Genomic DNA, 24,827 nt, shown 5'->3' with positions numbered 1-24,827 from the left:
GGTCAGGCCAATCCGAGGGTGTCGAGGGACGCGCGCAGTGTTGCTGCCGAGTGTTCGAACAAGGCCTGCTCCTTGGGCGAGAAGGGCACATCGATGACGCGGGCGATCCCGCTGGCGTCGATGACGCTCGGAACCGAGAGCGCCACCCCGCTCACGCCGCGATAGTCGGTGAGCACCGAACTGACCGGCAGGATCGCGCCCTCGTCGCGCAGAACCGCCTCGACGATGCGGGCACCGGACAGGCCGATGGCGTAGTTGGTCGCTCCCTTGCCCTCGATCACCCGGTAGGCGGCGTTCTTCACGTCCTCGGCGATCGACTCGAACTCGGCCTCGGTGAACGGCACCGACCCTGACGACGAGCCGGAGCCGCCTGTGCTCCGGGTCAGCATCCAGTCGGCCAGGGAGATCGGGCCGATCCGGGCCTGCGACCAGAGCGGGAACTCGGAGTCACCGTGTTCGCCGACGATGAGGGCGTGCACATTGGAGATCGCCACGCCGACACGCTCGGAGAGCATCCAGCGCAGCCGGGACGAGTCAAGCACCGTGCCGGAGCCGAATACCCGGGCCGGCGGCAGGCCGCTGAACTGCTGGGCGGCCACAGCGAGCACGTCGACGGGGTTCGTGACGAGCACGAAGATGGCGTCCGGGGCCCGCTCGACGAGCTTGGGCATCAGGTCGCGGAGGATCTCCACATTCACGCCGGCCATCTCCAGCCGCGACTGGCCGGGGTGCTGGCGGGCGCCGGCAGTGATCACCACGACGTTGGCATCGCTGACCACATCGAGGTCGTCGCCGCCGGTGACCCGGGACGCGCCGGTGAATTGGGTGCCGTGCGCGAGGTCGAGCACCTCGGCGGCGACCTTGGTGGAGTTGATGTCGTACAGGGCCACCTCGCGGGCCGATTCGCGGATCAGGGCGGCGTAGGCCAGCGAGGTGCCAACGGCACCGGCACCGACGATGGCCAGTTTGGAGTTCTCAATCACACTCATGGTCCTAGTGTCCTCCATCCCCGAGCGGCCCCTGACACTGTGCGGAACGACACTGTGCGAAACAACTCTGTGCGCACGGACACTGCGCGGAATGACGCTGCGCGGAACGCCACTGTGCGGAACGACACTGCGCGCACGCACGCTGTGCGGACTGACACTGTGCGGCGGGACGGATGCGGGGCACTATGGCTGCATGCCCGACGAGGAACCGGCGTCGAGAGCGCCGACACCCGAGCCGCCGAGCTCCGGGGCCCCGAGTTCCGGGGTTCCCCCGGCGGTGCGCGCCCAACTGCTCGCCACCGAGCACTGGAGCCTCTTGGCGTCCCGCAGCACGACGCAAGGCGAGGTACTCACCCGCATCAGCATATTTCTCACCCTGGTCTCAGCGGGGTTGGTGAGCCTGGCGCTGGCCGGGCAGGCCACCGACTTCGAGGCGGGCTTCCCCGGCTTCGCGCTCACGGTGCTGGGCATCATCCTGGTGGTGGGCATCCTCACCCAAGTGCGGGTGACCAATGTGAGCATGGAAGACCTTGCCTATGTGCTGGCGATGAACCGGTTGCGCGCGGCCTACGTGGACCTGGACCCGGGGGTGGCGCCCTATCTGATGACGTCCCCTTTCGACGACCGGCCCGGGTCGCAGACCACCTACTACTTTCTCGGCGCCCGACCACGGAGCCTCAGCCAGGTCCTGGGCAGCAGCATGGTGTTCATCTTCACAGTGAATGCCACCCTGCTCGGCTTGCTCCTGGCCGGTATCGCCCTGGGGCTGGGCTGGTCCCTCGGGTTCGTGCTGGCCGTCTCGGTCCTCGGCGGGCTGGGCTTCCTTGCCGGCTCGATCGCGGTGGGGGCTGGCCGGTACTACGACTTCTGGCGCCGCTACACGCCCCTGTTCCCGTCTCCCCCACACTGAGTGGGCGCGATACAGCGCAATAGCCGGGAGGGGTGCCGGGTCAGGCCTGGAGGAAGGCCAGCACCGCCAGCACCCGGCGGTGGTCGGAGCCCGTGTCGTCCAGCCCGAGCTTCTGGAAGATCGCGGTGACGTTCTTCTCCACCGCGCCGACCCCGATCACCAAGCGTTCAGCGATGCCGACATTGGTGCGGCCCTCCGCCATCAGCCCCAGCACGTCCCGTTCCCGGGGAGTGAGAGCGGCCAGCGGGTTGCTGCGCCGGGCGAGCAACTCCCGAACCACCTGCGGATCGAGCACCGTGCCGCCTGCGCTAACCCGGGAGACGGCATCCTGCAACTCGTCGAGAGAGGCCACCCGGTCCTTGAGCAGGTAGCCCAGTCCGCCCTCGCCCGAGGCGAGCAGCTCCTGCACATAGGTGCCCTCGACGTACTGGCTGAGCAGCAGGATGCCGATGCCCGGCTGCCGCCTGCGCAATTCGATCGCCGCCCGCACGCCCTCGTCGCGGAAGGTCGGGGGCATCCGCACATCGAGCACGGCCAGGTCGGGCCTCAGCCGGTCCACCTCGGCCAGCAGCGTGTCGGCATCACCGTACGCGGCGACGGTGTCGAAGCCGGCCTCGGCGAACAGGCGCACCAGCCCCTCGCGCAGCAGGACCGAGTCCTCGGCCAGCACCAGGCGCAGTCGTGGGGACGGGGCCTGGTGCGGGTGCTGGAGGGAGCTCATGCCCTCAGGATACGGGTCCCGGAGGCGTGAGACCTCGGGATGGACGGCGGTCCTGAGCGCCGTCACGGACTCACAATCGAACCGCGCAGTTCGCTGACCAAGGGGATGTGCGCGCCGACCGCGGTGGGCCCGCCGGCGGGGCTCCGCACCGACAGCACCCCGCGCAGGCCGCGCAGGCGCTCGTCGAGACCCGCCAGGCCGTGGCCGCCCTGCAGCACCGCGCCGCCGTGACCGTTGTCGATCACCCAGAGGTCCAGCCAGGTCGAGTCGTCCTCCGGCACCCGGCGCAGCTCGAGGTGCAGCCGGGCGGTCGTGGCCCCGGCATGCTTGGCCACATTGGTGAGCAGCTCAGCGGCGATGAAGTATGCGTTGCGTTCGATCTCGGAGGGCAGCCGCAGGTCCCGGTCCACCAGGAGTTCCAGCTGCACGGGGACCGTGCTGCGGGCCGCGAGGGACTCCAGGGCGACGATCAGTCCGCGGTCCTGCAGGATCGGCGGCACGAGCCCGCGGGACAGCGCCCGCAACTCCTCGAGCGTGTCCCTGGCCTGATCCCTGGCCTCCACCAGCAGACGCCGGGCGGCCTCGGGGTCATCGTCGAGACGGCGTTCGGCGCTGGCGAGGTCCATCTGCAGGCGCACCAGGCGCTGCTGCGGGCCGTCGTGGATGTCGCGCTCGAGCCGGCGGAGCGACTGGTCCTCGGCCGAGACCGCGGCACCGCGCGAGGCACTGAGGTCGGCGACCTCGCGCTGAAGAGCCTCGGACGACCACGCGCCCAGCATCACGACGGCGATGCCCTGGTGCATCATGACCAACGCCCGGGTGACGAACGGGAGGGTGAGCAGGAAGGCGAGGCCCAGTGCGGCGTTCACGATGTTGTCGGCGGCCAGGTTCTGCGTGCTGCCCGGACCGTAGGCTCCGGTCCACAGGCCGTAGAGCCCCACGGAGTCGGTGTCGGCCGGCAACGACCAGCTCCAGAGCCAGTAGGTGAGCCCGCCGAGCGCGCCGGACACCCAGACAATGGTGAGCGACCAGGACACGACGCCGACGATGAAGTTCACGACCATGCCGTGCAGCAGGTAGAGCCAGTAGTGCCCCGACACCAGCGGGCCGAGGATGGCTCGTAGCGGCGTGGCCGGCTCGCCCCGCGGGGTCCACTGCGGGGCGGTGATGGCGGGGCGGCCCGCCCAGCGCAGCCGGGTGAGTTCGACGACCCCGAAGCCGCGCGCGGCGTACAGGGCGGCCACGACGATGAACAGGCCCACGAAGAGGGCAACCAGGCTCAGGCCGGTGGAGAAGAGGGTCACGAGGACCGAGAAGGCGACGACGACCACGGGCAGGGTCGGCAGCAGGAAGCCCAGCTCCCGCGGTGTTTTCGACCACAGGCCGAGGTACCCGCGTCCAGCGGTCGACAGAGTGTCAGCGTCTGCGGGCGCTCTGCCGGCGTTGTTGCCCGCCGGGTTGCCGGACGACATGCCGGACGGAGCGCCGGTCGGAGTGGTAGACGGATCGCTGGCGGGCTGCACGAAGCCCAGCGTGGCAGAGTTCAGGCTTTCTGTGTTGCGATCGGTCGTGCTGTCGGTGGTGCTGTCAGTGGTGCTGTCGGTGGTGCTGTCGGTGGTGCTGTCAGTGGTGCTGTCGGTGATGATGTCGGGGGTGTCACCGGGGCCGGAACCGGCTGGGCTGTCCGCGGAGTTGAGCGTGTCGTTCGTCATGGTTCCAGCGTGCCCGGCGGCGCAGACGTCGCCCATCCCCCCAGCCGCCGGATCGGGCTGGGGGTTATCCCCCGCAGGCACGACACACACGCACGTCACGGGGTCTCGACAGGCTCGACCAGCGCACCGGATTCGTCCGGGCGTGACCTACAGCGTGTCGTGGGTGAACCGGCCGCCGAGCAGGGTCGCAGCCACGGGCATCCGGCGGAGATCTGCGATCGAGGCGACGAACGGGTCGATCCCGCAGATCGCGAGGTCGGCCGGCTGCCCGACGGCGATGGCGTGCCGACCCCGGGCGGATGCCGCCAGCGCGGCCTGCCGTGAGATCGCCTGGTCGGGGTGCCACGCGGCGCGGTCGCCGCGGGTGCGTCCGACGGCGGCGGCGATGGCCAACCACGGATCGAGCGGCGCGACGGGCGCATCGGAGCCGAGCGCCAGGGTGACGCCCGCGGCCAGCAGGTCGGCGAGCCTGAAGGCGCGATCGGTGCGTCCGGCCCAGTACCGGTCGGCCACGTCGCGGTCGTCGAGGGCATGCTCCGGCTGCACGCTCGCGGTCACGCCCAACCGGGCGAACCGGGCCACATCGGCCTCGGTGAGGAGTTGGGCGTGTTCGATGCTGCCCGTGCAGCCGACGGCCTCGAAGGCGTCGAGCGCGAGGCTGTTGGCACTGTCGCCGATGGCGTGCACGGCAGGGCGGATGCCCGCGGCGTGGGCCCGGCGCATCTGCGTCCTGAGCTCATCGGCAGGCACCGTCAGCATGCCGCGGTCGTGCTCACCGGTGAGCCCCGGGTACGCGTCGAAGCAGTAGGCGGTGCGGGTGTTCAGGGAGCCGTCGGTGATCACCTTGTAGGGGCCAACCGTGAGGAGTCCCCCGGTACCCTCGATCACCTGGCCGCTGATGAGACCCTGCTCGATCGCGTCGTCGAGATGGTGGGTGTACAGGCCGAAGTCCACACGCAGCTGGTCGTGCCCCGCGGCCATCCGGCGCCGCCACACATCGAGGTTCCAGGTCATCTCCAGGTCGACGATGCCCACCACGCCGCGAGCGGCCGCGGCCCGGGCTGCTTCCTCCGCCCAGGCGTCGAGGTCGGCATCGGGCACGTTGTCGATGGCGCGCTCCACCGCGAAGGCGTCGTCCTCACGCAACAGACCGGTTTGGTGGCCGATGAAGCCGTATACGGCCAGAGCGGCCGAGTTCAGCCAGCAGCTGTGCAGGTCGCCGCTGACCAGGACCACCGGCACGGGGCCGGACGCCGCGTCGAGCAGGGAGCTGGTGGGTGTATCCGGCCAGAGGCCGTCCCGGAAGCCGAAGCCGACGAGCCGGTCCTGATCGCCTGCCGTCGGGAGGGTCGCCAGGGCCGCGAGCCGGTCGGCCACCAACCGGGCGGCGTCGGCGGCGCTGGTCGCCTCGGACACGTCCAGCCGCCTCGAGGTCTGCGCCCACTGGCTGAAGTGCACGTGGTTGTCCCAGAGCCCCGGGATGATCCACCGTTCGGCGAGGTCGACGGTGCGGATCGCAGCGGCGGCGTCGGCGTCGGCGTCGGCGTGCGCAAGATAGCCGATCGAGGTGATGAGACCGTTGTCTATGCGCACGTCGACAAGGTCGTCACTGCCCGGCAGCCGGCCGTTGCGGAGGATCAGGCTCATTCGGCGGACCGGGTGTCGGATGCGCGCTGCTCCGGGAACCGCGGCTCCGGTGAACCCTGCTCCGGCAAACGCTGCTCGGCCGTCGCCCGGTCGCGGGCGCGGCGCATCCGGGCGGCCAGGGCCGGGCTGGCGAACGGGCCGTCGCCGTCGAGTTCGGTGATGATGCGCTCGAGCGTCTCGGCCGGCTTGTTCTGGCTCATCTTCTCCTTGGCCGTGAACCGGGTGACCCGCAGGCGGAACCCGACCGTGCCGGAGACGATGCGCGCGGCGTAGTCGGCGTTCTCGACGGTGCCGTTCATGCGGCGCGGCTCTGGCATGCGGTCTTCGAAGTGGTCGACCAGGGCGGCAAGCACACCGAGGTTCTCGGCGTCCGAGAGGATCTCCGGGGTGCCGTGCAGGTGCGCGCTGACGAAATTCCAGGTGGGAACGGCCGGCCGGGCGTCGTACCAGCCCGGGGAGATGTAGCCGTGCGGGCCCTGCACGATCACGAGCAGCTCATGTGCGCCGAGTTCGTGCAGTTGCTCGTCCGGACGGCCTACGTGGCTGAGTAGCACGATCTCGTCGGCGGCCGCGGTCGGGTCGAGGATCACCGGATAGTGCGACGCCACGAGCTCGCCGCCGTCGGTGTGGCTGACCAGGGTGACCCACGGGTGCTCCTCGATCAGGTGCCGCACCTCGTCGACCTGGTCGAGGGCGAAGCTGGGATTGGTTCTCACGGGCTGGCTCCTGGGATGCGGTGTGGGGTCGGCGGCGGATGCGGCAGGTCAGGCCTGGCAGGAGGGACAGTAGTAGAGCTTGCGGGCGCCCATCTCCTCGAGGGTGATGTGGGTGCCGCAGACCCGGCAGGGCAGCCCCTCGCGCTTGTAGACCCAGTGCCGGTCGGCCCGGTTCTTCATCGCGAGCACATAGGCGTCACCGTCGAGGTCGTCCATGGTCATCATCTGCCCGGTGGCCACGCCGATGGCCAGCAGATGCGCCCAGTCCCGCCAGAGGGCGCGCAGGCTCTCCTCGCTGAGGGACTTGCCGGGCGCGTGCGGGTTGATCTTGGCCCGGAACAGCAGCTCGGCCCGGTAGACGTTCCCGATGCCGCTGACGACGGACTGGTCCATCAGGAGCAGGCCGATCCGGGTGGGCTTCTTGCGCACGGTGTCCACGAACCGCTGCTCGGCTTCGGGAGTGTCGTCCAGCTGGGGGTCGGGGCCGAGCCGGTTCATCACCGCATCCACCTGGGCCGGGTCGAGCACCTCGCACGCGGTGGGCCCGCGCAGGTCCGCCGACACCGTGTCGGTGAGCAGGCGCACCCGCACCTGCCCGACCGGTTCGGGCGGGAAGGTCTCGAGCTGGTCGATCTCACGTTCCTGCTCGGCCATGCGCACGCGTGTGCGCCGGGGCGCGCCGATGCTGTGCAGCGAGTTCTCGCCGGCGGAGTCCAGCACCGGGCCGGCGGTCTGGTCAGGGCCCGCCCCGGCGCCGAGATCGGTGCCGCGCTGGTTGGTCTGCCCCATCCGGCCGTTGCTCGAGGCGATGGTGGCGTCCATGATGATGTCGCCCGCGAAGTCCCAGGCACCGTACATGCCCAGGTGCACGCGCAGCCACAGGCCGTTGTCGAACTCCAGGAACATCTGTTTGCCCACCGCCCTGGCATCCGTCATGACATGGCCGTCCAGCTGCGCAGCCCCGGCGGCGAACCGGCCCTGCGGGCTCGATAGCGAGACCCGGCGGCCCACGAAGTTACGCGCGAACTGACGGGTGATGCGGTGGACCGAATGTCCCTCTGGCACGGCGACGCTCCTCGTTATGGATCGGTGGCTCTGCGTGTGTGCGGCGTGTCGCCTACCTGCTCGGCTGTCAGCGGTCGAGCACGGTGCCGGCGATGCTGCCGGTGAGCTCGTACTCGGCCAGCTGGTCGATCCGGCGCTGGTGGCGCTCCTCGCCGGGGAACGGCGTGGCCACGAAGGTGTCGATGAAGGCGATGACATCGTCGATGGGGTGCTGGCGGGCGCCGATCGCGATCAGGTTGGCGTTGTTGTGCTCGCGGGCCAGCACGGCCGTCGCCTGGTTCCAGACCAGGGCGGCGCGCGCGCCGCGCACCTTGTTCGCCGCGATCTGCTCGCCGTTGCCCGACCCGCCGAACACCACACCGAGGGCGTCGACGCCCGCGGCCTGGTCGGCCACCACGGCAGCTGCGGCGCTGATGCAGAACGCCGGGTAGTCGTCGAGTGGTTCGTAGCTCGTCGGTCCGTGGTCGACGACCTCGTGGCCGGCGTCGCCCAGGTGGCTGATCAGGTGCTTGCTGAAGTCGAGTCCGGCGTGGTCGGTGGCGATGTGGATGCGCATGCTGAGCAGTCTATTTTGTCGAGCCCGGGCGTCGCTCCGCCTTCTGCGCCGGCCCTACTCTGCAGCGACCGCGGCCGCGGGGGCGAAGATCGGCTCGCGGGTGCGGCTGCGCTTGATCTCGAAGAAACCGTCGTAGGCGGCCACGGCCACGACGCCGTCCCACAGAGCCAGGGCGGCGTCGCCCATCGGCGCCGGGGAGATGACCGGGCCGAAGAATGCCACGTCGTTCACGGCGATCACCGGGGTGCCCACATCCTGGCCCACCCGGTTGATGCCGTCGAAGTGGCTCGCGCGCATCTGCACGTCGAACTCGTCGCTCTCGGCGTACCGGGCGAAGTCGGCCGGCAGGCCCACCTCGGCGAGGGCCGCGGGGATCACGGAGTCGGCATCCGAATTCGCTTCGTGGTGGATGCGGGTGCCCAGGGCGTCGTACAGGGCCTTCACAGTTTCCTGGCCGTGCAGTTCCTCGGCGGCCTGCACCAAGCGGGTGTATTTGAGGGCCCGGGGGAAGAAGGCGCGGTACTCGTCGCTGACGTCATTGTTCTCGTTGAGCACGGCCAGGCTCATGACCTTCCAGCTCACCTCGAACCCGCGCAGACGAGCCACCTCGTCGACCCAGCGGGAGGTCATCCAGGCCCAGGGGCAGGAGGGGTCGAACCAGAAGGTCACAGAGTCGCTCATCAGCCCAGCCTAAGCGAGTCGAAGGTCCCGGAATTCCCCCGAACGGGGCATCCCGAAACCGGGCTAAAGCCCTGTCCAGACCCGCTATCGAAACCAAAATGCCTGATTCCGCGGCAAATTGCGCTAAAATTGAGTCTTATGCCCACTGAGGGGCGGCTCCGCATCCGGGGCACATGACCTCCATCTGAGGCATCTCACGACCTCCACTCGAGGCTCGTCATGTCTGCGCAAGAGTCATGTCATGACCTCCACAAGAGGCATCTCTACTGTCAGAAAGTGACTCATGTCTAACGCTATAAACGGCGCTGAACGCGCCGCGAAGAAGATTAAGAAGCCCCTGCTTCGACGACGGCTCAAAGTGTCCGACGTCAACGTCGTCGATCGCCCCATGTTGAAGAAGGCTCTCGGCGGAACCATCGTCGGGAACACCATGGAATGGTACGACGTCGGAGTCTTCGGCTACCTCATCACCACCATGGGCCCGGTCTTCCTCCCCGAGGCAGACCCGACCGTGCAGACCCTGTTCCTTCTCGGCACCTTCGCCGCCACCTTCATCGCCCGCCCGCTCGGCGGGGTCTTCTTCGGCTGGCTCGGCGACAAGATCGGCCGCCAGAAGGTGCTCGCCATGACCCTGATGATCATGGCTGCCTCGACCTTCGTGGTCGGCATCCTGCCGGGCTACGCGCAGATCGGCATCTGGGCCGCGGCCCTGCTGGTGCTGACCAAGCTCGTACAGGGCTTCTCCACCGGTGGCGAGTACGCCGGCGCCACGACCTTCGTCAGCGAGCACGCCCCGGACAAGAACCGTGGCTTCCTGGCCAGCTTCCTCGACATGGGCAGCTACCTGGGCTTCGCCATGGGTGCCGCGCTCGTGTCGATCCTGCAGGTCACCCTCGGCCAGGCCGCCATGGAGGAATGGGGCTGGCGCCTGCCGTTCCTCATCGCCGGTCCGCTGGGCCTGATCGCGATCTACTTCCGTATGAAGATCGAGGAGTCCCCCGCGTTCCAGGCCAGCCTGGACGCCCAGGAGGTCAACTCCAAGGACCCGAACTTCATCGAGGACGACAGCATCCCCAAGGGACCGCTCGCGATCTTCAAGAACTACTGGCGCGGCATCCTGCTCGCCATGATCCTGGTCGCCGCGGCGAACACCGTCGGCTACGCGCTCACCTCGTACATGCCCACCTACCTCACCAGCACCATGGGGTACGACGAGCTGCACGGCACTCTGCTGACCATCCCGATCCTCGTGATCATGGCCTGCTGCATCCCGCTCACCGGCCGGCTCTCCGACAAGATCGGCCGACGCCCGGTGCTCTGGATCGGTTCGATCAGCGCCGTCGTGCTGTCGATCCCCGCGTTCATGCTCATCGGCGTCGGCACCATCTTCACCACACTGCTGGGCCTGGCCCTGATCGCGTTCCCGGTGACCTTCTACGTCGCCAATCTCGCCTCGGCGCTGCCGGCACTGTTCCCCACCGCCAGCCGCTACGGCGCCATGGGCATCGCGTACAACTTCGCCGTCGCCATCTTCGGTGGCACCACGCCGTTCATCATCGCGGCGCTCATCGCGGGCACCGGCAACGACATGATGCCGGCCTACTACCTGATGGCCACGTCGTTCATCGGTGCGATCAGCATCTTCTGGCTCAAGGAATCCGCCAACCGCCCCCTGCCCGGCTCCATGCCGAGCGTGGAATCGGTTGAGGAGGCTCGCGAACTCGTCGCCGGACAGGACGACAACCCGCTGCTCGACACCGACGAGATGCCGTTCGACGCCACGTATGAGCCGCCGACCTCGTCGATGGACCTGAGCGCGCTCAAGACCGCCGACCCCGACGCGGAACCGGCCAAGGTCTAACCTTCCGGCACCGAGCCGCACCATTGGTCGAGCCTGTCGAGACCCCCGCGCCGCAAGGCGTGTCGCGGGGTCTCGACGGGCTCGACCCACGTGTGTCCTGTTTCTGAAACCACCGGCGGATGCGCCGTCGTAGAATTCTCTGATGACCACCGAGCAACACCCGCAGAGCGCACCCGCTGAGACCGCCGCCCCAGCCGAGGCCGGATCCGCTCCTCAGACCGGACCAGGCCAGGCCGCCGCATCCGCCAGCCCGGCGATCGACCCGAAGGACCTCGAGGTCGCGCTGCGCGTGCTCGCGTCGCTGGCCACGATCGACCCGGAAGACCCCGACTTCGTCACCGTGCGCCAGGCCACCGCGAAGATGTTCAAATCGGTCAAGACCGTGCGCCGCCACGAGAAGCGCCAGCTGATCGCGGACGCCGACCGTGAGGTCATCGCCGCCACCGCAACGGGCGCTCCCACCCGCATCGACGACGAGACCATCGGCGCCCAGCTGCGCCTGGGCACCGACCGCCCCAGCGCCGGCGAGCTTCTCGTGCCGCGGGCCTGCTACATCTGCAAGCAGAAGTACACCCTCGTCGACGCGTTCTACCACCAGCTCTGCCCGAGCTGCGCCCTGATGAGCCACAGCAAGCGTGACGCGCGCACCGACCTCACCGGCAAGCGGGCGCTCCTCACCGGCGGCCGCGCCAAGATCGGCATGTACATCGCGCTGCGGCTGCTGCGCGACGGCGCACACACGACCATCACCACCCGCTTCCCGCGTGACGCCGTGCGCCGGTTCAGCGCGATGCCGGACTCCACGGACTGGCTGCACCGCCTGCGTGTGGTGGGCATCGACCTCCGTGACCCGGCCCAGGTGATCGGCCTGGCCGACTCCGTGGCCGCAGCCGGTCCCCTGGACATCCTGATCAACAACGCCGCCCAGACCGTGCGCCGCTCCCCCGGCTCGTACTCCCCGCTGGTAGAGGCCGAGTCGTCGCCGTTGCCCGACGGCGTCCTGCCCGAGATCGTCTCGTTCGGGCACACCAACGACGCCCACCCCACCGCGCTGGCGGCTTCCGTGGCCAGCCACCCGATCCTGGCCGCCGCCGCGACCGGCGCCGCGCTCACCGCCGATGACCTCACCGCGCTGGCACTCGCGCCCGGCTCCTCTTCGCTGGCGCGCCTGGCCGCCGGCACCGCGATCGACGCCGGCGGACTGGTGCCCGACCTGCACGAGGAGAACAGCTGGACGGCCAACGTCGAAGACGTGGACCCGCTCGAGATGCTCGAGGTGCAGCTGTGCAACACGACCGCCCCGTTCCTGCTGGTGAGCCGTCTGCGCGCCTCGATGGCGGCATCCGCTGCCCGCCGCACCTACATCGTCAACGTGTCGGCCATGGAGGGCGTCTTCGGGCGCGGCTACAAGGGCCCCGGCCACCCGCACACCAACATGGCCAAGGCCGCGTTGAACATGCTCACCCGCACGAGCGCCAAGGAGATGCTCTCCGACGGCATCCTGATGACAAGCGTCGATACCGGGTGGATCACCGACGAGCGTCCGCACCCCACCAAGATCCGCTTGGCCGAGGAGGGCTTCCACGCCCCGCTCGACCTGGTTGACGGCGCCGCCCGTGTCTACGACCCCATCGTGCGCGGCGAGGCCGGCGAAGACATCCACGGTGTCTTCCTCAAGGACTACAAGCCCGGCACCTGGTAGCCCTCTCCTTCCTTCGCGGATGCACGGCACTCCCGGGCGCCTGACGCGCTGTGTCGGAGGGCGCCGCTAGTGTCTGGAGGGTGCAGACATCAATCGGGCCCACCATGATCGCCGAGATCCCCTCGCTCTGTGTCTTCGACCTGGAGACGACCGGCGTCAACACCGACGAGGACCGCATCGTCACGTGCTTCATCGGCCGTGTCATGCGCGACGGAACCGTCAACGGCTCGTACAACTGGCTGCTCAACCCCGGCATCCCCATCCCCGATTCAGCCTCCGCCATTCACGGCATCACCGACGAGGTCGCCCAGCGCGACGGGGTCGACCCGGCAACGGCCATCGCCGAGATGCTCACGGTGCTGCGTCGCAGCATCGCCGGGGGCCGCCCGATCGTGGCGTACAACGCCAGCTTCGACCTGTCCATGCTGAACGCCGAGGCCCGTCGCTACGGCCTCGAACCGATCGAGGACTTCGGCCCGGTCATCGACCCCTACGTCATCGACAAGGCCATCGACCGGTACCGCAAGGGCAAGCGCACCCTCGTGGTGACCGCCGAGTTTTATGGGGTGCTGCTCGAGGGCGCGCACGACGCCGAAGCGGATGCCGTGGCCACAGGCCGTGTCGCCTGGGCGCTGTTGGCCAAGACCGACGAGACCGACCTGCATGCCCTGCACACCCGCCAGGTCGGCTGGGCGCTCGAGCAGGCAGAGAGCTTCCAGTCGTACCTCCGCAAGTCCAAGGGTGACGACCTCATCATCATCGACGGTGCCTGGCCGATCCGCGCCGGCGCCGACCGGGCTCCGGTTCCCGCCATCTGACGTCACGGCCGATCGTCACGGTAGACCGCCGGGTCGCGACGCTGCGTCAGGTCGGCCGATCGGATCATGGCTAGGCTTATTCTCTACGCGACAGCGCCAGAAGCGCCGCGAAACGAAGATGGAGAATACCGTTGCCCGGAGAAAACCTCACCAGGACCGAAGCCCAGGAGCGCAAGGCGCTCGTCAGCGTGACCAGCTACGACGTCACCCTTGACCTGACGACGGGTCCGACGACCTTCGCCAGCACCACCACCGTCGCCTTCAGCGCCGTGGCCGGCAGCTCGACCTTCATCGACGCGATCACCGAAAGCGTGCACAGCGTCACCCTCAACGGTGCCGAGCTCGACCCGGCCGTCGTCAGCGACGGCATCCGGATTCAGCTCGACGGACTTGCGGCCGAGAACGTGCTCACCGTCGTCGCGGATGCCGCGTACACGAACACCGGCGAGGGCCTGCACCGCTTCGTCGACCCCGTCGACAACGAGGTGTACCTCTACAGCCAGTTCGAGGTGCCCGACTCCCGCCGAGTGTTCGCCGTGTTCGAACAGCCCGATCTCAAGGCCACGTTCACCTTCACGGTCACCGCCCCCGGCGCCTGGGAAGTCATCTCCAACTCGGCCACCCCCGAGCCCACGGATGCCGGCAACGGCAACAAGACCTGGGCGTTCGAGCCCACCCACACCATCTCCAGCTACATCACCGCGCTCGTCGCCGGCCCCTACGCCGTCGTGCGCAGCGAGCTCACCTCCAGCGACGGCCGGGTCATCCCGCTGGGCCTGTTCAGCCGCAAGAGCCTCTTCGAGTACCTGGATGCCGACTACATCTTCGAGAAGACCCGCCAGGGCTTCGCGTACTACGAGGAGAAGTTCGACTTCCCGTACCCGTTCGACAAGTACGACCAGATGTTCGTGCCGGAGTTCAACGCCGGCGCCATGGAGAACGCCGGCGCGGTCACCTTCACCGAGACCTACGTCTTCCGCTCCAAGGTCACCGACGCCATCAAGGAACGCCGCGTCGTCACGATCCTGCACGAGCTGGCCCACATGTGGTTCGGCGACCTGGTCACCATGAAGTGGTGGAACGACCTGTGGCTGAACGAGTCGTTCGCCGAGTGGGCGTCGACGATCGCCACCGCCGAGGCCACCGAGTGGACCGAGGCGTGGACCACGTTCGCCGCCATGGAGAAGAGCTGGGCGTACCGCCAGGACCAGCTGCCCTCGACGCACCCCGTCGTGGCCACGATCACCGACCTCGAAGACGTGCAGGTCAACTTCGACGGCATCACCTACGCCAAGGGCGGATCGGTGCTCAAGCAGCTCGTCGCCTGGGTGGGCATCGACGCGTTCTTCACCGGCGTGGCCTCGTACTTCAAGAAGCACGCCTGGGGCAACACCGAGCTGCGCGACCTGCTCGTGGAACTCGAGGCCGCCAGCGGGCGGGACCTGACCGACTGGGCCGCCCTGTGGCTCGAGACCGCCGGCGTCAACACGCTGCGCCCGCAGATGGAGGTCGACGAGGCCGGCGTGATCACCGCGTTCGCCGTGCTGCAGACCGCCACCGAGGACTACCCCACCATCCGCCCGCACCGCCTGGCGATCGGCTTCTACGACCTCGTGGACGGCGCGCTTGTCCGCACCCACCGCGTCGAGCTCGACGTCGACGGCGTGCAGACGGATGTCCCGGAGCTCGTCGGCCGCAGCCGCGCCGACCTCATCCTGCTCAACGACGACGACCTCGCCTACGCCAAGGTCCGGCTCGACCCGGCCTCGCACGCCGTGGCCCTCGAACACCTCGCCGCGATCGAAAGCCCCCTGGCCCGCTCGCTGGTCTGGGGTTCGGTCTGGGACGCGACCCGCGACGCTGAGACCTCTCCGCGCGACTTCGTGCGTCTGGTGCTCGGCAACATCGCCACCGAAACCGAGTCGACGACGCTGCGCACCGTGCTCGGTCAGGTGTCGCTCGCCGCGCAGTACTACGTGGCCCCCGAGCACCGGGACGCCACCGTCACCGCCGTCGGCGACACGCTCTGGACCCTGGCCCAGGGCGCGGAGGCCGGCAGCGACGCGCAGTTCCAGTTCGTCAAGTTCTTCGCCTCCGTCGCCGAGACGCCGGCCCAGCTGGCCGCGATCGCGGGCCTTCGCACGGGTTCCTTCGCCCTGCCCGGCCTCACCATCGACACCGACCTGAGCTGGGAGCTGCTCGCTGCCCTGGTGGCCGGCGGAGAAGCCGGGGAGACGGAGATCGCCGCCGCCCTGGCCGCGGACAACACCGCCACCGGCGCCCAGTCGGCCGCGAATGCCCGTGCCGCGATCCCCACGCTCGACGCGAAGCAGGCCGCCTGGTCCTCGCTCATCGACGTCGACACCGCCCCGAACACCATCGTGCGGGTCACCGCCGCCGGGTTCCTGCGCGCTCACGACACGAGCCTGCTCGAGCCGTTCGTCGCCCAGTACTTCGACGTTCTGCAGACGGTCTGGGCCGAGCGGAGCTACTCCATCGCGGAGAAGCTCATCACGGGCCTGTACCCGTCGCCGCTGTCGAACCAGGCACTGGTGGATGCGACCCGCGCCTGGCTCGACGCCAACCCGGAGCCGGCCGCCCTGCGCCGTCTCGTGGTGGAGAATCTCGCCGGCGTGGAGCGCTCCCTGCGCGTTCAGGCGCGCGACAAGGAGTAATACTCCCGACGCCGGTCGTTGATCGAGCTTGTCGAGATCCTGCACCGGGTCTCGACAAGCTCGACCGGTGTGCCCTGACCAGCGTGCCCTGGCCTTCAGGAACGCCGGAGTCGCCGCTCGATAGACTTGGCTGGCTATGACATGGGACTCATTCTGGACGACTGCCAACACGATCCTCGAAGAATGGAAGATCATCAGGATTGCTTTCATCGTCCTGTTCGCCTTCCTCGCACGCTGGGTGATGCTCGTCGCCATCCGCCGGGTGGTGACGCAGATAGTTTCCGGAGTCAAGAGGACTCAGAACGTCGAAGACACTCAGTCCCTCAACGTCTCTCCCGTCGCTGCGGTGCGCACGGTGCAGCGCACTCGTACCCTCGGTTCCGTCCTCACCAACATCGTCAACGTGCTGGTCGCGGTCATCGCGATTCTGCTCATCGTCACGGTGATTGATGAGAATATCCTCACGTCCTTTGCTCTTCTCACAGCTGCCCTCGGTGCCGGCCTCGGTTTTGGCGCCCAGAACATTGTCAAAGACGTTCTCAACGGCCTCTTCATGGTGATGGAGGACCAGCTCGGGGTGGGCGACGTCGTCGATCTCGGCCCCGCGACCGGCGTGGTCGAGGCCGTGGGAATTCGCATCACCCAGGTGCGTGACGTCAACGGCACCCTCTGGTTCGTCCGTAACGGCGAGATCCTTCGGGTCGGCAATATGTCACACGGTTGGGCCCGTGTGATCATCGACCTCGCCGTGCCCTACAACACCGACGTCGACGCCGTGCAGGCCGAGATGCTCCGCGTGGCCGTGGAGATGGCCACGAGCTCGAAGTGGCGCTCCCGCGTGATCGAGAAGCCCGAAGTGTGGGGACTCGAGTCCATCTCGGATGAGGCAATTGTCATCCGCATCGTGATCAAGACCCGCACGACAGCCAAGGACGATGTGGCCCGGGAGCTGCGGCTGCGACTCAAGAAGGCGCTCGACGCCATGGGCGTGCAGCTGCCGTCGCTCTCCAGCATCGTGCTCACGGGCTTCGAGGGTGCCGCGAGCGTGCAGGGCGCGCGCCCTCCGCGCACCACCCCGCTGCCGGTGATCGCACCACCGGCGAAGAAGACTCGCAAGACCCGGGCGCAGAAGGCCGCCGAGGCCCTCGGGGCAGCGAACGCGACCGTTGCGGCCCCGGCCGCGGAACGCCCGGCCGCTCCGCGCGCCACAAAGGCACCCGCAGCGCCGCCTGCCCCGCCCTCGCCCGCCGGCGACACGAGCACGCAGTCCCCGGCTGTGCCGGGCGCGACCGTCCGTCCCACCCGCATCCCGTCCATCGCCCGCAATCAGGCACCGCGGGCACCCCGCACCGTGCACCTGCCGATTCAGGACGGCTCCCCCGCGTTCTCGGACGCCCCCACCGACCCGACCGCCGAACTGCCCACCGCACCGGATCCCGCCGCGACCACGAAGCCGGCCGCAAAGCAGGCCAAACCCCGCACCCGGCCGATCGACAAGCCCGACCAGGCGCGCCCCGACCAGCCCACAACACGCGATGGAGACCCCGATGACTGACCCGCGACCCACCGAACCGGCCGGCGCCGCCGCCGCCGCCGACCAGGGGCCGGTGCTGATCCCGGCCACCGGGCCCTCCGGCGTTCACCTGCGCGCAGGTGAGAACGGTGCATCGCTCGGCCCGTCGTTCTACCGGGAGGTCGGCGGGCGGCCGTTCTTCGAGAAGCTCGTCACCGAGTTCTACCGCGGTGTGGCCGGCGACCCGGTGCTCAAGCCCATGTATCCGGAGGAGGACCTCGGACCGGCCGCCGAACGGCTCACCGGTTTCCTGGAGCAGTATTGGGGCGGCCCCGGAACGTACAGCGAACAGCGCGGCCACCCCAGGCTTCGGCAGCGACACCAGCCGTTCAAGGTCAATCCGGATGCCAGGGACCGCTGGTTGCTGCATATGAAAACCGCCGTCGACTCCTGCGACCTGCCGCCGCTGCAGCGCGCGACGCTCTGGGACTACCTGGAGCGCGCGGCGCACGCTATGGTCAACACCTTCGACGACTAAGGTACGAGCCACACCCCTACCGCGGCTCACCCGCGGCCCCTCACTGACAACGGAGTCACAATGAGCCCCTCTCGCCCCGGCCTGCCCGCGCAGAATCCCACTTCCGCCGACGTCATCGTCGTGGGGGCCGGCCTTGCGGGCCTGGTCGCCACCGCCGAACTCGTGGATGCCGGCAAGCGGGTACTGCTCGTCGACCAGGAACCCGCCGCCTCCCTCGGCGGCCAGGCCTGGTGGTCGTTCGGCGGCCTGTTCCTGGTGGATTCGCCCGAGCAGCGCCGAATGGGGGTGAAAGACTCCCTCGAGCTCGCCCGGCAGGACTGGTTCGCCAGCGCCGGGTTCGACCGCACCGAGGACTACTGGCCCACCCGCTGGGCCGAGGCCTACCTCAACTTCGCGGCCGGCGAGAAGCGGGCCTGGCTGCGCGAACGCGGCGTCTCGTTCTTCCCCGTCGTCGGCTGGGCCGAGCGCGGCGGCTACACGGCCCTGCAACACGGCAACTCCGTGCCCCGGTTCCACATCGTCTGGGGCACCGGTCCGGCGATCCTCGAGCCGTTCATCGCCCGGGTGCGTGACGGTGTGCGCGCAGGCCTGGTCACCGCCCTGCACCGGCACCAGGTCGACGAACTCCTGGTCGACGGCGCTGACGCAGGCGGCACCGGAATCGTCGTCGGCGTGCGCGGCAGCCTTCTCGCCCCCAGCACCGCGGCGCGCGGAGAAGCCAGCAACCGCGACGTGATCGGCGAATTCGAGCTGCGGGCGTCGGCGGTCATCGTCACGAGCGGCGGCATCGGCGGCAACCACGACCTGGTGCGAGCCCAGTGGCCGGCCCGGCTCGGCACTGCCCCCACCGACCTGCTCTCCGGGGTACCGGCCCACGTCGACGGGCGGATGCTCGCGATCAGCGAGACCGCCGGCGCCCGGCTCATCAACGGCGACCGCATGTGGCACTACACGGAGGGCATCGTCAACTGGGACCCCGTCTGGGCGCGGCACGGCATCCGCATCCTGCCCGGCCCGTCATCGCTGTGGCTCGACGCGACGGGAAAACGCCTGCCCGCTCCCCTGTTCCCCGGTTTTGACACCCTCGGCACCCTTGAACACCTCATGACGACCGGGCACCAGCACAGCTGGTTCATCCTCACCCAGAAGATCATCGAGAAGGAATTCGCGCTCTCCGGCAGCGAGCAGAATCCGGACCTCACCGGCAAGGACCTCCGGCTGCTCGCCAAACGGGTCGCACCAGGCGCACCCGGGCCCGTCGAGGCGTTCAAGAGCAAGGGTGAGGACTTCGTCGTGGCCGACACCCTGCACGAGCTGATCGCCGGCATGCAGAAGCGCTCCCCCGAGGTGCGCATCGACGCGGCCCGGGTGGAACGCGAAGTGCTGGCCCGCGACCGGGCCCTCGACAACGACTTCGGCAAGGACGCCCAGATCAATGCGATCCGGCAGGCGCGGCACTACCGCGGCGACCGCCTCATCCGGGTGGCGAGCCCGCACAAGCTGCTCGATCGTTCGAACGGCCCGCTGATCGCCGTGAAACTGCACCTGCTCACCCGCAAGAGCCTCGGCGGCATCGAGACAGACCTCTCGGCCCGGGCGCTGTCGGCGGACGGACACCCCGTGCCCGGCCTCTATGCCGCGGGTGAGGCTTCCGGTTTCGGCGGCGGCGGTGTGCACGGCTACCGTTCTCTCGAGGGAACTTTCCTCGGTGGCTGCCTCTTCTCCGGCCGCACGGCCGGCCGCGCGGTCGCCGCAGCCCTCTGAGCCCCGCTACTCCTCCCGCGGGCTGTGAGCCTTGCCCATCAAGTCGCCGATTTCCGAGGATTAAGTCACAGTGCGCGGGATGGGCGGGGTGTTACGCGCGCAGGCTCCAGGGCTTGCGGCGCACCAGGATGTGGCCGCGGCTCGTGCTGAGGCGGGTCCAGGGGCCCGTCCCGAACAGCTGCACCGGTTCATCCGCCGACAGGAACCCGAGGCTCACCGCGGCGAAGCCGGCGCCGGTGGGAACAAAATCGAGGGCCTCGATGGGGCGACCCCATACCTCGGAGCGCACCCGCTGCACGAGCTGCTCGCCGGTACCCGTGGGGATCGCGGCGGCGACTTCGGCGATGCCTTCCCGCGCCGCGTCCTCCAGAACACTCGCGGATGCGCTGCCCTGGGACTTCCAGCCCCCGCGGGGCGGCGTGATACCGGCCCAGGTCACCGACGACACCTGCAGCGGCACGGTCACGGTGACCGGCGCAGCCACATCGGTGACGGCGGCCTCGAGGCGCACCAGGCGGTCGAGGAGCGAGCGCACCGGTACGACGACATCGAGCTCGACCGGCTCGGTCAGTGCGAAGGTGCGCAGGCCCAACACCGTGGGGCTCGTGTCGAGCAGGCCACGCGGGTACAGGATCGCGGTGTACACGGCCAGGACCCCGGCGGCGGACACCAGGCGCACCGAGCCGTCCTCCACCCTGCTGGCGCGCGAAAGGTAGACCTGGAGGTCGCCGAGGGACAGGGAATCTGAGAGGGAAAATGACTGGCTCATCTGCTGTCTAAACTACCAAGGTACGTCGGTGTCTCCGGACCCGGCCGTGAACGAGGAGGCAGTATGCACGCACCACTGGAGGGCCTTCTGGCCGCTCTCGACCTGACCGACACCGGCGCCCGCACCAGCGAGGACATCTTCACCGGCCCGTCCCAGTGGATGCCCCAGGGCCGCGTCTTCGGCGGCCAGGTGCTCGCGCAGTCCCTCGTGGCCGCCATGCGCACCGTGCCCGACGAGCGTCACGTGCACTCCATGCACGGCTACTTCCTGCGCCCGGGCGACGTCAACCACCCCATCACGTTCTCGGTCGACCGCATCCACGACGGCCGGTCATTCTCCACCCGCCGCACTCAGGCGTACCAGAACGGCGTGCCGATCCTGTCGATGATCGCGTCGTTCCAAGACCTCGACGAGGGCCTCGAACACCACCTCGAGATGCCGTCTGACCTTCCGGATCCGGAGTCGCTGCCGACAACCGCCGACACCCTCGGCCACATCGACCACGACTTCGCGCGCGCCTGGGCCAACGACCGCCCCTTCGATATGCGGCACATCCCGTCGTCGATCTACCTGAGTGTCGACGGCGAGCACACCAGCAAACAGATGATCTGGATGAAGACCTTCGAGCCGATCCCCGACGATCCCGACCTGCACCGTGCCGCTCTGGCCTACGTGAGCGACTACTCCATCATGGAACCCGTGATGCGCCGGCATGGCCTGCCCTGGGCGACGCCCGGACTCAAGGTCGCCAGCCTCGACCACGCGATGTGGTGGCACAGGTTCGGCCGGGTCGACGAGTGGATGCTGTACGTGCAGGACTCCCCCTCGGCCCAGGGCGGCCGCGGCCTGTCCACCGGCAGCATCTACAGCCGTGAGGGTCTGTTGCTCGCGACCGTCGCCCAGGAGGGCATGGTGCGGGTCCCCAAGCCCCGCGACTAACCTCGTCTTCGTATCCGTCTGACCCGAGGAGAATCATGAGCCCGGCCATCAACCTCACCCGCCGCACCCTTCTCGTTGCGGGAGGAGCGGGAACAGCCCTCGCCCTCGCGGCCTGCGCCCCGGACGCGACGAGACCGAGCACGGGGACGCCGGATGCCGGCACCGCCACACCCACCGAGGTCGCCACGCTCACGGACATCCCGGTCGGCGGCGCACAAGCCGTGATGCTGAACGGGTCGCAGATCATCGTCTCCCAGCCCACCGAGGGCACCGTCGTGGCGTTCAGCGCCATCTGTACCCACAAGGGTTGCCCCGTACAGCCCGAGCAGGAGGGCCTCGCGTGCCCCTGTCACGGCTCCCTCTTCGACACGGCCACCGGAGCGGTGCTCAAAGGCCCAGCCACCGACCCGCTCCCCGAGGTCAAAGTCACCCTCGACGGCGACAAAGTCATGGCCGGCTAGCCGGGGAAAGCTATTTGCGGGTGAAGTCGACCGGGGACTCGAGGTAGGGGGTCCAGGCGGCCCGCTCCACCGCGTTGATCTTGCGGGGACGTTCCGTGGCCGCATCCACCAGCACGATCGTCGTGGTGGCGCGGGCGTAGAGCCGCTGGGGTTCCTGCCCGACCGGGCCGCGCACCTCGTAACAGACGTCGAGGCTCGCGCCGCCGAGCTTGCCGATCCACAACTGAACGTCGATCGGGGCACGCAGGTATGGGATCGGGGCCAGGTACTCGATTTCCAAGCGGGCGATCAGCGTGAGCGTCGCCGCACCGGGGCGGCCGTCGAGCACCGCGGTGCTCTGGCCGGTGCCGGCGGGTACGGATGCGCGTAGCGCATCGGCCGGGTCGGTCCCCGGCTCGTCGTTCGACCAGAACGCCTCGATGCGCGCCTCCTCGAGGAGGCGCAGCATCTCGGCGTTGTTGACGTGGGCGTACGCGTCGAGGTCCGACCAGCGCAGTCGGATGGGAACGTGCAGCCGCATGGGTCTCCTAGTCGCGCGTCAGCTTGCGGTACGCGGACCGGTGCGGCTTGGCCGCGTCCGGGCCGAGCCGCTCGATCTTGTTCTGCTCGTACGACTCGAAGTTGCCCTCGAACCAGTACCAGTTACCCGGGTCCTCCGCGGTGCCCTCATACGAGAGGATGTGCGTGGCGATGCGGTCGAGGAACCACCGGTCGTGAGTGATCACCACGGCACAACCGGGGAACTCCAGGAGCGCGTTCTCGAGTGAGCCGAGCGTTTCGACGTCCAGGTCGTTAGTCGGTTCGTCGAGCAGCAACAGGTTGCCGCCCTGCTTGAGCGTGAGCGCCAGGTTCAGGCGGTTGCGCTCACCACCGGAGAGCACACCGGCCTTCTTCTGCTGGTCGGGGCCCTTGAATCCGAAGGTCGACACGTAGGCGCGGGACGGCACCTCGGTCTTGCCGACCTGGATGTAGTCCTGGCCGTCGGAGACGACCTCCCAGAGCGACTTGTTCGGGTCGATGCCGCCGCGGGACTGGTCGACGTAGGAGATATCGACGGTCTCGCCGATCTTCAGGTCACCGGCGTCCAGCGGCTCGAGGCCGACAATGGTCTTGAACAGGGTGGTCTTACCCACACCGTTCGGGCCGATCACGCCGACGATGCCGTTGCGCGGCAGGGTGAAGGAGAGGTCTTCGACCAGCACGCGGTCGCCGAAACCCTTCTTCAGCTTCTTGGCATCGATGACCTGGGCGCCCAGGCGCGGGCCGACCGGGATCTGGATGTCTTCGAAGTCGAGCTTGCGTCCGCGCTCGGCCTCATTGACCATCTCCTCGTAGCGAGCCAGACGGGCCTTCGACTTGGCCTGACGGCCCTTGGCGTTGGAACGCACCCAGTCGAGTTCCTCGGCGAGGCGCTTGGACAGCTTGGCGTCCTTCTTGCCCTGCACCTGCAGGCGCTCCTGCTTCTTCTCGAGGTAGGTCGAGTAGTTGCCCTCGTAGGGATACAGGTGGCCGCGGTCGATTTCGGCGATCCACTCGGCCACGTGGTCGAGGAAGTACCGGTCGTGCGTGACGGCGAGAACGGCGCCCGGGTACTTCGCGAGGTGCTGCTCGAGCCAGAGCACGCTTTCGGCGTCGAGGTGGTTAGTCGGTTCGTCCAGGAGCAGCAGGTCGGGCTTCTGCAGCAGCAGCTTGCAGAGCGCCACACGACGCTTCTCACCACCGGACAGGTCCACGACCGAGTAGTCGCCCGGCGGGGTGCGGAGAGCATCCATCGCCTGTTCGAGCTGGGAGTCGAGGTCCCACGCGTCGGCAGCGTCGATCTCTTCCTGCAGCGTGCCCATCTCTTCGAGCAGGGTGTCGAAGTCGGCGTCGGGTTCGGCCAGCGCAGCGCTGATCTCGTTGAACCTGTCAACCTTGGCCTTGATCGGGCCAACGCCTTCCTGCACGTTCTCCAGCACGGTCTTGGTCTCGTCCAGCTGCGGTTCCTGCATCAGGATGCCCACGGAGTAGCCGGGCGAGAGCCGCGCCTCACCGTTGCTGGGAGTGTCGAGCCCGGCCATGATCTTCAGGATCGTGGACTTACCGGCACCGTTGGGGCCCACCACGCCGATCTTGGCTCCGGGGAAGAACGACATCGTGACGTCGTCGAGAATGAGCTTGTCTCCAATGGCTTTGCGCGCGCGCACCATCGAGTAAATGAATTCAGCCATAGTGTTTACCAGTCTATTTGGCGCGTGGCTCCGACGAGACACGTTCCGGTTGCGAGCGTCGGTGCCACGATGCTGTGGTAGCCGCCCGAGGATGGGCCGTTCTGGCCGACGATGCACTCGTCGGTGATCCGCACGGAGAATTGAATGGAGTCGACCGGCTCTCCCTTGGTGGTGGTGTCGCTGGTCACTTCCATGGCCGACTTGTCGAATCCGGCGGCCACGAGGGCGTCGATGTAGCTGCGCCCGACCGGGTTCGGTTCCGTCGCGAGCACAGCGGTGACGACCGAGTCGAAATAGCCGAGGTTGTCGGCGGCTGTTCCGTCGGCGACGAGGGCCGGAGCGACGTCTTCCGGTGTGACCGGGGCCGCGGACGCGTCCGGTGTCTCGACCGCCGTCTGGGCTGGAGTGTCGGCGGGACCGCCCGGTGTGGCCGAGCAGCCGACCAGGCTCACCCCGAGCAGGCTCAACCCGAGCAGGCTCAACCCGAGGACTCGTGCCGCCCGTCTCACGCTCTGTCGTCGGGTGTCGGTGTGTGCGTCGAGAATGCGGGCCACGCGGCGTCCTCCCCCAGGGCCGCGCT

22 protein-coding genes are annotated in these 24,827 nt (G+C 68.7%); 10 read left to right on the top strand and 12 right to left on the bottom strand.

Annotated elements, in window-relative coordinates:
* Positions 1-2: 2 nt before the first annotated feature.
* Positions 3-989, bottom strand: coding sequence for an L-lactate dehydrogenase (locus DOE79_RS00230; protein WP_120336799.1), 987 nt, complete (start codon positions 987-989; stop codon positions 3-5).
* Positions 990-1,182: 193 nt separating this feature from the next.
* On the opposite strand from DOE79_RS00230, the gene DOE79_RS00225 reads away from it, so the two are divergent.
* On the top strand, positions 1,183-1,899 hold the full coding sequence (locus DOE79_RS00225) for a hypothetical protein (protein ID WP_120336798.1): 717 nt from the start codon (positions 1,183-1,185) through the stop codon (positions 1,897-1,899).
* A gap of 40 nt (positions 1,900-1,939) precedes the next feature.
* Here the strand turns inward: DOE79_RS00225 and DOE79_RS00220 are convergent, their stop codons facing one another.
* From DOE79_RS00220 to DOE79_RS00190, 7 genes are all read right to left on the bottom strand, one after another.
* The gene (locus DOE79_RS00220; protein ID WP_066595970.1) at positions 1,940-2,620 is read right to left on the bottom strand and encodes a response regulator transcription factor; all 681 of its coding nucleotides are present in this window, start codon (positions 2,618-2,620) and stop codon (positions 1,940-1,942) included.
* A 62-nt stretch (positions 2,621-2,682) separates the two neighbouring features.
* Positions 2,683-4,332, bottom strand: coding sequence for a sensor histidine kinase (locus DOE79_RS00215; protein WP_245977042.1), 1,650 nt, complete (start codon positions 4,330-4,332; stop codon positions 2,683-2,685).
* A 147-nt stretch (positions 4,333-4,479) separates the two neighbouring features.
* On the bottom strand, positions 4,480-5,979 hold the full coding sequence (locus DOE79_RS00210) for an amidohydrolase (RefSeq protein WP_120336797.1): 1,500 nt from the start codon (positions 5,977-5,979) through the stop codon (positions 4,480-4,482).
* A complete protein-coding gene (locus tag DOE79_RS00205; RefSeq protein WP_120336796.1) occupies positions 5,976-6,695 on the bottom strand; it encodes an FMN-binding negative transcriptional regulator in 720 nt (239 codons plus the stop codon). The genes DOE79_RS00210 and DOE79_RS00205 overlap by 4 nt, the downstream gene beginning before the upstream one ends.
* A 48-nt stretch (positions 6,696-6,743) precedes the next feature.
* Positions 6,744-7,760 carry an Fpg/Nei family DNA glycosylase gene (locus DOE79_RS00200; protein ID WP_120336795.1) on the bottom strand — a complete coding sequence of 339 codons (1,017 nt, stop codon included), beginning with the start codon at positions 7,758-7,760 and terminating at the stop codon, positions 6,744-6,746.
* A gap of 67 nt (positions 7,761-7,827) precedes the next feature.
* Positions 7,828-8,316, bottom strand: coding sequence for a ribose-5-phosphate isomerase (locus DOE79_RS00195; protein ID WP_120336794.1), 489 nt, complete (start codon positions 8,314-8,316; stop codon positions 7,828-7,830).
* 54 nt (positions 8,317-8,370) lie between these two features.
* Entirely contained in the window at positions 8,371-8,997 is a 627-nt protein-coding gene (locus DOE79_RS00190; protein WP_120336793.1) for a mycothiol-dependent nitroreductase Rv2466c family protein, read from the bottom strand.
* A gap of 283 nt (positions 8,998-9,280) precedes the next feature.
* Between DOE79_RS00190 and DOE79_RS00185 the strand changes: the two genes are divergently transcribed.
* From DOE79_RS00185 to DOE79_RS00155, 7 genes are all read left to right on the top strand, one after another.
* Positions 9,281-10,858: an MFS transporter gene (locus DOE79_RS00185; RefSeq protein WP_120336792.1), complete on the top strand. Its 1,578-nt coding sequence runs from the start codon at positions 9,281-9,283 to the stop codon at positions 10,856-10,858.
* A gap of 142 nt (positions 10,859-11,000) precedes the next feature.
* Entirely contained in the window at positions 11,001-12,560 is a 1,560-nt protein-coding gene (locus DOE79_RS00180; protein ID WP_120336791.1) for an SDR family NAD(P)-dependent oxidoreductase, read from the top strand.
* A gap of 80 nt (positions 12,561-12,640) precedes the next feature.
* On the top strand, positions 12,641-13,378 hold the full coding sequence (locus tag DOE79_RS00175; protein WP_245977041.1) for an exonuclease domain-containing protein: 738 nt from the start codon (positions 12,641-12,643) through the stop codon (positions 13,376-13,378).
* 131 nt (positions 13,379-13,509) lie between these two features.
* Entirely contained in the window at positions 13,510-16,053 is a 2,544-nt protein-coding gene (gene pepN, locus DOE79_RS00170) for an aminopeptidase N (protein WP_120336789.1), read from the top strand.
* Positions 16,054-16,189: 136 nt separating this feature from the next.
* Positions 16,190-17,608: a mechanosensitive ion channel family protein gene (locus DOE79_RS00165; protein ID WP_120336788.1), complete on the top strand. Its 1,419-nt coding sequence runs from the start codon at positions 16,190-16,192 to the stop codon at positions 17,606-17,608.
* On the top strand, positions 17,601-18,104 hold the full coding sequence (locus DOE79_RS00160; protein ID WP_120336787.1) for a globin: 504 nt from the start codon (positions 17,601-17,603) through the stop codon (positions 18,102-18,104). Before DOE79_RS00165 ends, DOE79_RS00160 begins: the two co-directional genes overlap by 8 nt.
* Before the next feature lie 60 nt (positions 18,105-18,164).
* Entirely contained in the window at positions 18,165-19,868 is a 1,704-nt protein-coding gene (locus DOE79_RS00155) for an FAD-binding dehydrogenase (RefSeq protein ID WP_120336786.1), read from the top strand.
* Positions 19,869-19,959: 91 nt separating this feature from the next.
* Here DOE79_RS00155 and DOE79_RS00150 read toward each other — a convergent pair whose 3' ends face one another.
* A complete protein-coding gene (locus DOE79_RS00150; protein ID WP_120336785.1) occupies positions 19,960-20,637 on the bottom strand; it encodes a DUF8185 domain-containing protein in 678 nt (225 codons plus the stop codon).
* Between the two features lie 63 nt (positions 20,638-20,700).
* Here DOE79_RS00150 and DOE79_RS00145 point away from each other — a divergent pair, with 63 nt between their 5' ends.
* Positions 20,701-21,576: an acyl-CoA thioesterase gene (locus tag DOE79_RS00145; RefSeq protein ID WP_181445839.1), complete on the top strand. Its 876-nt coding sequence runs from the start codon at positions 20,701-20,703 to the stop codon at positions 21,574-21,576.
* 35 nt (positions 21,577-21,611) lie between these two features.
* A complete protein-coding gene (locus tag DOE79_RS00140; RefSeq protein WP_120336784.1) occupies positions 21,612-22,037 on the top strand; it encodes a QcrA and Rieske domain-containing protein in 426 nt (141 codons plus the stop codon).
* Positions 22,038-22,047: 10 nt separating this feature from the next.
* Here the strand turns inward: DOE79_RS00140 and DOE79_RS00135 are convergent, their stop codons facing one another.
* From DOE79_RS00135 to DOE79_RS00125, 3 genes are read right to left on the bottom strand one after another with little or no spacing between them, the layout of a single operon-like run.
* Entirely contained in the window at positions 22,048-22,557 is a 510-nt protein-coding gene (locus tag DOE79_RS00135; protein ID WP_120336783.1) for an acyl-CoA thioesterase, read from the bottom strand.
* A gap of 7 nt (positions 22,558-22,564) precedes the next feature.
* Positions 22,565-24,247 (bottom strand): energy-dependent translational throttle protein EttA, encoded by a 1,683-nt coding sequence (ettA, locus tag DOE79_RS00130; protein WP_120336782.1) that lies wholly within the window; start codon positions 24,245-24,247, stop codon positions 22,565-22,567.
* 5 nt (positions 24,248-24,252) lie between these two features.
* Entirely contained in the window at positions 24,253-24,801 is a 549-nt protein-coding gene (locus DOE79_RS00125; protein WP_245977040.1) for a DUF6993 domain-containing protein, read from the bottom strand.
* Positions 24,802-24,827 lie beyond the last annotated feature (26 nt).

This window comes from Cryobacterium soli (assembly GCF_003611035.1).
Classification (GTDB): domain Bacteria; phylum Actinomycetota; class Actinomycetes; order Actinomycetales; family Microbacteriaceae; genus Cryobacterium; species Cryobacterium soli.
Note: the sequence above shows the minus strand (reverse complement) of the source record. Positions and strands in the feature narration are given on the sequence as shown.